Raw genomic sequence first — 8,896 nt, forward strand, 5'->3', positions numbered from 1 at the left:
CCCGCGCCATTTTGCGCATTTGTAGATAAAAGCAGACTCTACCTATATATAGATAAGCTTTGGCATTTTGAGAATACCACTTTTCGATTATTAATCAGGGTGTTATCATTACATTTGCACACTTTTTCGGATGAATTGCAACACCCATAAACCGCGACAATTTTATATATGTGAGCTAGAGCAGAGAGTATCTGACTGCTGTTTTTTAGAGCGAGGGTTTGGCCTGATTTGGTAGAGAAATCAAACACATGTATTAATTATAGTACTGTACAAACAATAATAATATATATAACAATAATGTATAATTATGTAAAATATCTAGAGGCACTGACCATTACGCGTTTTAATTTAATTTTTAAAAAGTTAGATTTCGCAATTTCTAAAATCGTGTATGAGTATATCATCCATTAGTTGTGTATATTATGTCGGTGTACGATATGAGATCGACACTTTATAGCATTGTCGACATTTGCAACGCGAACATTCTTACTTCATCGTCTTCATCATCCACCATCCCTTTAACTGTAGTGGCTATTTCCTCGGTATCTGTTTGATTTAGATTTTTCCAACATTCCATCATTCCCACCAACGCTGCAATTCGAACATTCGGCACTTTGTCCTTCAAGCCTATCTGAAATAACTTTAAAATACTTGAAGATAGATCGGGACCAGCCTTTGCTAAACATGTAATAGCTTTCATCGAAGATATGCGCCTTAGATAGCTCATGTTTTTGAGATTGTCAGTGATGCATGGCAAAGCGATCCTTGTTGTCCACTCCACACCTAACACGTCATGAAATACACTGAAGGAATTTGCACATGTTTCACGAACATCGGACACACGATCGTTTAATAGTTCCAAAAACGCATCAAACAATTTGTTTTTTTCAAAGAAAGTGTCCGGGCTAACTCCGCCTTTTTGTAGCTCCTTTGCTGCTATTGGTAGAGCTTTCGCGGCCGCTGCGCGCGCTCTCCAATCAAATCCTTCATTTGCGTCTAGCATTTTCATTAACACATCTTTACAAAAGGTTTGTACGCTTTCAACATTTAGGTTACCTATCAGCTCATCAATGTGAGGAAGCACTTTCGTTGTCACTTCCATTGAATTTCCAGGGTCATTCACGAGACGTTTTACAAATGGCATAACTGAGTCTGACGACAGATACTCTTTTCCTAACTTCGGCCCCGCAAACATAATAACGTTTGCGGCAGACGCTTTAATTCGTGGGTCCTCGTCCTGCTGTTCAGCAATTGCCATTAGTTGCGGCATGCAAATATCACGGAATTGTTTTGCGCCTACAACGTTGCAAAAATCTACTAGTTGGTTACATACTGTTAAGCGAACTTCTGCCTCTGGGTCCACCAGCAGCGGTGGAAGTAACGGGCCGAGTTGAGAAACAGACAAATCGCTTCCACAGGCCTTTGCAAGTTCCCCTAATCCTTTCGTGACACTGTTTCGAATACGCCAAGACAACTCTTGAAACTGGGGCTTAACGACATCTAAAACAAAACTAACATCTTTAATATTTGCAGCAATTATTGGCGATTGCTCCAATGCCAGCAATCGCACAGTTTCGTTTTGGTCATTCATAACCATTTCTTTGTATAAAGGTACCACCTTGGCGCGTTGCTCTTGTGCTTCAACAACGGAACACACGGCACCTAGTTGTTTCGCAACAGCTCTTCTAACCATTGGTGTGTCGTCCTTTGCTAGCTGGGTGCAGAACAGTTGTAGAAGCTGTTGTTTGCCGGAGCCATTCGATTTCGCGTATGCCGATGCAACCAAAGCGCACGAAGAAACCTTTGACGTAAACCAGTCACCATTTGCCAAGCGAATTACCATGGGAACAGCAGTCCCTTGAGCCACCTGGTCAGGCAACAGGTCAATAATTTTACAAATACTCTTTGCAGCAGCGTCGCGGACGACAGTTTCTTCCACATTGCAAAGAGCTTCCAGTGGTTGCAACAAGACCGATGCACGATCTGGTCCCCCCACAAGTTCACCGAGATCGCCGGGATGCAGCCGCAGCCGGAAGTGCATCTGCGGCCCAACCGGCTCGTCAAATACGACTATGTCGCCAAGGTGCTGTCCGCCGCGCAACGCCTCGGCGTCACCAAAATCGGCTTCGTCGGTAATGAACAATATATGGATTAGGGGGAAACGGTTTCCCATGAGTAGCTTGAGTAAATTCGACATCTTCAAATTCGCACGCAGCCTCATTCTGGCAGCGGCCCTGCCGCTCGGCATGACGGCGGCAGTGATGGCGCCCGCCGCCGCGCAGGCCGCCGAAACCATGTCTGTTGAAGTCGGCAAGCCGCTTCAGGCCGCGCAGAAACTCGCCAAGGCCGGAAAATACGCAGCCGCGATGAAGAAGACGCGCGAAGCCGCAGCCGTCAAAAAGAAGACGGCTTATGAGAGCTTCGTCGTGAACGATTTCATGGGCTATCTCGCCGCCCGCCTCGGCGACTACGCCTCGGCGGTGAAGGCCTATGAGACCTCCTACGGCTCGTCCTATGTCCCTGCCGCGCAAAAGCCCAAGCGGCTTCAGGCGCTGGCCGACATGGCCTATCGCGGCAAGATGTACGGCAAGGCCGCGTCCTTCGCCTCGCAATACCAGAAGTCCTTCGGTCCCGACCGGCACATGCAGGTTCTGGTGATGCAGAGCGACTATCTGCGTAAGGACTATCCGGCTGCCGTGAAATCCGCTGCCGTGCTTGTGGCGGCTGCGGAAAAATCCGGCAAGGCGCCGGAGGAATCCTGGCTGCAGATCCAGATGGCCAGCGCCCAGCAGGCGGGCGACAAGAAGATGCAGGCCTCGGCACTCCGGAAGCTCGTTAAATATGCGCCGTCGGATGTGTACTGGAAGCAGTATCTGGCGGATACGCAGCGTGCTATCGGCACCTCGGACCGCATGACGCTGGAACTCGACCGTATCCTGCGCGCCAAGGGCTATATGGATAGCTCCCGCCGCTACATGGAGGCGGCCCAGATCGCCATTCAACTCGGCCTGCCGGGCGAGGCGAAGGCGCTGATGGACGAAGGCTTCAAGAAGGGCGTGCTCGGCGGCAAGGACAAGAACCGCGAACTGCGCCTGCTCAATATGGCAAAGAAGCTTGCAGCCGAGGACAAGCAGTCGCTGGCGAAGGACGCCCCCAGCCCGAAGGGCAAGGCGGCGCTCGGCGAGGCCTATGCCAGCTATGGCCAATACGACAAGGCGATCGCGCTCTACAAATCGGCGCTGGCGGCCTCCTTCCCGGAGGCCGGCCTCACGCGCCTGCATCTGGCGCAGGCCTATCTCGCCACCGGCAGGAAAGCCGAGGCTCGAAAGGCTCTTGCAGGTATCAAGGACGGGAAGGCGGCGAAACTTGCACAGGCCTGGTTGCTGCTGGTCTGACAGCCGAATAGCCGGTCGGCCTCTCTCCGGGCGGCGCTAAAGCGACTTTAGACCAGTGGTCTAAAATTTCTTGCCTTGTTTAGACCATCGGTCTAAAAAGAGCGCATGGCAGCTTCCGAGGACAAAAAACGCCGGCCCCGGGCTCCTGAAAGCCCGGAGGAACGGTTTCGCGCCCTGTCGCCGGATCGTCAGGCGCAATTGCTGGATCCGGCGGAGACTGAATTCGCCGAACATGGTTTCGACCGCGCGTCCCTTAACCGCATTCTGGAGCGCGCGGGTATCAGCAAGGGGCAGGTCTATCACTATGCGCGCGACAAGGCGGCCCTCTACCGGCTCGTCGTGGACCGCGCATTGAACCGGATCGCGGAAGAGGCCGCGCCCGTCGCGCTCAAGGCGGAATCCCCCGACGCCTTCTGGGACTCGCTGTCCGATGTTTTAATGCGGGCGACCCTCGTCATGGCCGACAAGGCCCAGCTGGCAGAGCTCGCCAAGGGCATCTATTCGGATACGCCGCTGCTGCGCGACGAACTTGCGCCGCTTGTCGAGCGGGTGAAAGGCTGGGTGCGTCAGGCGCTGGAAACCGGTCAGGCGGCGGGTGCCGTGCGGCGCGACATGCCCATCACGCTCCTCGTCGCCAACGCACTCGGCGCAGCGCTTCATGCAGATCGCTGGTTCGTCGAACACTGGTCTGAACTTACCGATGAGGAAGTGCTGGAGCGTACGCAGCAATCCATCGAGTTGTGCCGAAACATGCTCGCCCCCGCCGCACCACCCGCAACGCAGCCTGACGACTCTCTTATGCGTGAAGTTGAAGCGCAGGCGGAGGTGCTGGTGCCGGTCCTGCATGCCCTGCGTGCGGAAATCGGAGAGGAAAAGGCGAACAGGCTGGTGCTGGGCGCCGTCGCGGAGGAGCGCCGCCGCAAGTTGCAGTGCGCGGCGCAAAACGCGGGCGGCCCCGGCAAAAAGGCATGGGCCAGCGCCATGGCCGATCTCGGCCGCCGCGTCGGCGACAGCGTCGACTACAAATGGTTGCGACAGGAGGAGGGCGCCCTCGACTATGACGTGACGTCCTGCGCCTTTGCGCAACTCTTTCGGGCCATGGACGAGCCGGACCTCGGCCGCGCGCTGGTTTGCGACATCGATACCGACATGGCGACGGCGAATGCACCGAATGTAGAGCTGACCCGCGAGCAGACGCTGATGCAGGGGGCGCCCTGCTGCACCTTCCGCTATCGGTTCCATCCCGAACATGACGAGGACGAAGAGGCGGAGAGTGAAAGCGATGAGTAGCGATCCGCATACAGATGAAGAAGGCCTGCCCCAAAAAGATTCGTTCGCCGATGCGATAGCGCCGACGCTTTCCCGCGCCCGGCTTCGCATCCTCATCGTGGGAGCGGGGATCGCCGGCGTAACCCTTGCCGCCCTGCTGAAGCAGCGCGGAGAAGCGCCTGTCCTCATCGAGAAAAACCCCGCAGGCACACCGGGCGGCTACATGCTCGGCCTTCTGCCGCTTGGCGGCCGGGTCCTGCACGGGCTTGGTCTTCACGACGCTTATCTGGCCGAGAGCAGGCCTATGAATGCCTATGAATTCAACGGCATGTCCGGCAAAAGGCTGCGGCACTATTCGCTCACCCCGATCATGGAGCGCTATGGCGCCTATCAGGGCATTGAGCGCGGCGCGCTTCTCGATCTTCTGCACGGCAGCCTCGGCGATCTGCCCGTACATTACGGGACGACCATTCGCGATCTCGCCCAGGATGAGGGCGGTGTCGATGTGACCTTCGACGATGGATCGCACCATCGCTTCGATCTGGTCGTTGCGGCCGACGGCATTCACTCAACTACGCGCGACTTCATTCTGTCGGCGGATGAATATACGCCCTATCGCACCGGCTGGGGCGGTTGGGTCATGTGGACGGACGCCCCCTCCGCCATGGGCGGCACCTATCGCGAACTCTGGGGTCCCGGCTGGGGCATGGGCCTCTATCCGGTGAAGGATCGGACGGGCATTTTCCTCGCCGGCCGCATCGACGCGCTGAAGGAGAAATCGGCCCGGTCGCTTGTCGATAAGTTGAAGACGCAGCTCGGCAAGCGCAAAGGCCCCTTCGCCGATGCGCTGGAGAGCCTCGAACCGGAAGACGAACCCTTTTTCTGGGACCTTGATGATGGCCGCGCCAAACGCTGGAGCAAGGGGCGCGTCGTGCTGCTCGGCGATGCGGCGGCCGCCTTCCTGCCGACGGCGGGGGCGGGCGCTTCCGTCGCAATGGATTCGGCGGCGGCGCTGGCAGACGAATTGTCGCGAACCGATGCGGCGGGCATGACACGCGCCCTGACGCTCTATGAAAAACGCCAGCGCTCCCGTGTCGAGACGGCGCAGGACGGGTCCCGTTCGCTTGCCCGGCTGATGTTCGTCAACTCGCCTGCGCTCGTCCGCCTGCGAAATGCGTCCATGTATCTCTACACGCAGAAAAGGCTGTTGAAGAGTCTCGACAGGATGATCGAGGGAGAATGACGATGCGTGGAAATGACGATCGGAGAGGGAGGCTGGCGTGGAAAAGCTCATAGGCGGTGTCTTCTACATCATGCCGCTCATTTTCGCGTTCGGTTTTCTGACGCCCGTCATGGCGCAGGCGATCCATACGATCGGGTGGCTGCCGCCCTTTGGCCTGTCGCCTCTGGCCTTCTCGGCCATCGTCTGCGGCGCATGGGGTTTGGTCGCGCAATTCTGGAGGAGATGGATATGACCGTGGACGCAGCCGATTATGCGGGCCTGAACGAAACCGAGCTGATGAAATGCGAGCGCGAGATCGCGCGCCGTCATATGGGTAGGTTTCCCTGGTTCATGGTCGTCTGGGCATTCGCCAATATGGCGGTCTGGCTGTCGCTCTGGCCTCTGGTGCTTTACGGGTTCCTGCCGCTATGGGCCGGCTTCCTCATCGCCACCGTCAACATGACGCTCGTCTATCTGCCCACGCATGACGCCCAGCATGACATCATCGCCCGTCCCGGCGAACGGCTCAGATGGTTCAATGAGTTCCTGGGGCACGCGACGAGCTGGATGATCGCCTCGTCCTTCGAGGTGCTGCGCCAGACCCATCTCGAGCATCATCGGCATACGAACGATCCCGCTCTCGATCCCGATTACGCGACGAGCGCGCGCGGCGCATGGCATGCTATCTGGCGCAGCATCCGCGAGCGCCAGCCGGATGGCGAGCGTGGGAAGGCTTATGAGGAATGTCTGACGCGCATCGGCCGCTCGGATCTTCTCCTGCACGCAGCGGTCTATAATTTCGTTTATCTGGCCGTTCTCTGTGTGGCGGCGTGGTCGGGCTATGGGCTGGAAGCCTTCTTCCTCTGGTGGCTGCCCTTGCAGCTCGCCTTCATCTATATCGATTTCTTCCTGTCCTGGGCGCCGCATCACCCGGCTGAGGCGACGGGCCGCTATCGCGACACACGGGCCTTCCGCTCCCGTCTGGGCAACGTGCTCTCGCTCGGCATGCAGTACCACATCGTCCACCACCTGCATCCGCGCATTCCGCTCGACCGCAACCCTGCGGCCTATCGGGAACTGAGGCCGATACTGGAAGCCCGCGGCTGCCGCCTCAACGGGATTTGAGCGCATGGGCGGGGCGCCGCCCATGCGTCTCTTCTGCGTCGTTACTTCACCTTTTCGAAGTCGCTCGCGTCGTGCCGTTCGGGAAGCTGGCTCTCGGGCTCGCCCCAGACGCGGTTGACCATGCGGCCCCGCTTCACGGCGGGCCGCTCCGAAAGCTGGTCGGTCCAGCGATTGACGTGCTTGTATTCATGCACGCTCAGGAACTCGCCCGCGTCGTAGATCAGCCCCTTGGCCAGCGCGCCGTACCACGGCCAGATCGCCATATCGGCGATCGTATAGTCCGGCCCGGCGATATATTCATTGTCGGCAAGCTGCCGGTCCAGCACGTCGAGCTGGCGCTTCACCTCCATGGCGAAGCGGTCGATGGCATATTCGATCTTCACCGGCGCATAGGCATAGAAATGCCCGAAGCCGCCGCCGAGATAGGGCGCGGAGCCCATCTGCCACATCAGCCAGGAATAGCATTCCGCCCGCGCAGCAAGGTCCTTGGGCACGAAGGCGCCGCCGAACTTCTCGGCGAGATAGAGCAGGATCGCGCCGCTTTCGAAAATCCGCGTCGGCTTGTCGGTGCTGCGATCCATCAGGGCGGGGATCTTGGAATTCGGATTGATCGCCACGAAATCCGACCCGAACTGATTGCCTTCGCTGATATTGATGAGCCAGGCGTCGTATTCGGCGCCCTTGTGGCCGGCTTCCAACAGCTCTTCCAGCATCACCGTCACCTTCACGCCATTGGGCGTCGCCAGCGAATAGAGCTGGAAGGGATGCTTGCCGACGGGCAGTTCCTTCTCATGTGTCGGGCCTGCGATGGGGCGGTTGATATTGGAAAAACGGTTTTCGCTCTTGTCCTTTTCCCAGGTCCAGACTTTCGGCGGCGTATATTCACTATCTGACATGTAAAACTCTCCTTCCCGGAATTTCATATGTAGTAATTGGAGGCTGCCGCGCGCAAAGGCAATGCAAATCCCTGTGATCGGATGCCGAAAGCCTCTTGCCTCCCCCTTTGCGGCAGGCCCGCCGATCTCTTAAGTTCTCGGTATGAAAGAAACTTCCGCGCCCGAAAGCCTCCAGGAAAAACCCGTTGTCGAACCTCGCCAGCGCCGCGCCAAGGCGACCTATCGCAGCCTGCTGGCCGCCGCGCAGCAAATCCTCAGCGAAGCGGGGCTGGAGGCGCTCAACTCCAACGCTATCGTCGAACGGGCCGGTCTGACGGCGCCGACCTTCTATCGCTATTTCGAGGACAAGCATGCCATTTTGGCCGTGCTCGGGCGTGAGTTGATGGAGGCGCAGAACGCGGCGCTCGGAGAGTCGTCCGTCGATATGTCCGAAGAGCCCGGCGCGCAGCTGGTGCGAACACGTGAACTGCTCCGCCGTACCCTGGAAATCACCGAAACATTCGAAGGCGGCTATGCGTTGATCGTATCGCTCCGGGCGATCCCCTCGCTCCGGCCCATCCGTCTTTCCTCCCATGCCTATGTGGCCGGGTTCCTCACCGACCGGGTTCTGGAGGCCTTTCCGGATATCGCGCGCGACGACGCCTATGACCGGTGCCGGCTGGCCGTCGAACTCGGCTATGCCTCCGTCGAGATGCTGCTGGAAACCGCCGAGTGCGACCGCGAGCGCGTCATCGACCGGGCGGCGCGTGCGGTCCGGGCCGTGATCGCTCCCTGATCGGCCCATGACCGGCGCCTTAATGCTCCCCACGCTAAATAGCTGAAATTCATCGGCTTCTTGCGTGCCTTCCGGTTAGTTGGCTGCAAACGCGTGACATATTGGTGCGGCTTTCCTACATGCTAAAATAAGGGAAAGCAGCGAACGCCCTCTTTTTCGGAAGCGGGCGTGCCGCATCATGGCCGGGAAGAGGAGTTGCACCGGCTTCGGGAGG

General features: G+C 57.8%; 9 protein-coding genes. 7 read left to right on the forward strand and 2 right to left on the reverse strand.

Annotation, left to right across the window (positions count from 1 at the left end; translation table 11 throughout):
• Positions 1–451: 451 nt before the first annotated feature.
• Entirely contained in the window at positions 452–1,939 is a 1,488-nt protein-coding gene (locus CMI59_RS01000) for a HEAT repeat domain-containing protein (protein ID WP_293323478.1), read from the reverse strand.
• Positions 1,940–1,960: 21 nt separating this feature from the next.
• On the opposite strand from CMI59_RS01000, the gene CMI59_RS01005 reads away from it, so the two are divergent.
• From CMI59_RS01005 to CMI59_RS01030, 6 genes are all read left to right on the forward strand, one after another.
• Positions 1,961–2,155 (forward strand): hypothetical protein, encoded by a 195-nt coding sequence (locus CMI59_RS01005; RefSeq protein WP_293323481.1) that lies wholly within the window; start codon positions 1,961–1,963, stop codon positions 2,153–2,155.
• Positions 2,156–2,171: 16 nt separating this feature from the next.
• A complete protein-coding gene (locus CMI59_RS01010; protein ID WP_293323484.1) occupies positions 2,172–3,395 on the forward strand; it encodes a tetratricopeptide repeat protein in 1,224 nt (407 codons plus the stop codon).
• 105 nt (positions 3,396–3,500) lie between these two features.
• Entirely contained in the window at positions 3,501–4,685 is a 1,185-nt protein-coding gene (locus tag CMI59_RS01015; RefSeq protein ID WP_293323487.1) for an L-2-amino-thiazoline-4-carboxylic acid hydrolase, read from the forward strand.
• Positions 4,678–5,907 (forward strand): NAD(P)/FAD-dependent oxidoreductase, encoded by a 1,230-nt coding sequence (locus CMI59_RS01020; protein WP_293323490.1) that lies wholly within the window; start codon positions 4,678–4,680, stop codon positions 5,905–5,907. Before CMI59_RS01015 ends, CMI59_RS01020 begins: the two co-directional genes overlap by 8 nt.
• 37 nt (positions 5,908–5,944) lie before the next feature.
• Entirely contained in the window at positions 5,945–6,139 is a 195-nt protein-coding gene (locus CMI59_RS01025; RefSeq protein WP_293323493.1) for a hypothetical protein, read from the forward strand.
• Positions 6,136–7,011: a fatty acid desaturase gene (locus CMI59_RS01030; RefSeq protein WP_293323496.1), complete on the forward strand. Its 876-nt coding sequence runs from the start codon at positions 6,136–6,138 to the stop codon at positions 7,009–7,011. Before CMI59_RS01025 ends, CMI59_RS01030 begins: the two co-directional genes overlap by 4 nt.
• Positions 7,012–7,052: 41 nt before the next feature.
• On the opposite strand, the gene yghU is transcribed toward CMI59_RS01030, so the two are convergent.
• A complete protein-coding gene (gene yghU / locus CMI59_RS01035; RefSeq protein ID WP_293323499.1) occupies positions 7,053–7,907 on the reverse strand; it encodes a glutathione-dependent disulfide-bond oxidoreductase in 855 nt (284 codons plus the stop codon).
• 142 nt (positions 7,908–8,049) lie between these two features.
• Between yghU and CMI59_RS01040 the strand changes: the two genes are divergently transcribed.
• Positions 8,050–8,682 (forward strand): TetR/AcrR family transcriptional regulator, encoded by a 633-nt coding sequence (locus tag CMI59_RS01040; RefSeq protein ID WP_293323502.1) that lies wholly within the window; start codon positions 8,050–8,052, stop codon positions 8,680–8,682.
• Positions 8,683–8,896 lie beyond the last annotated feature (214 nt).

The organism is Parvibaculum sp. (genome assembly GCF_002684405.1).
Classification (GTDB): Bacteria; Pseudomonadota; Alphaproteobacteria; order Parvibaculales; family Parvibaculaceae; genus Parvibaculum.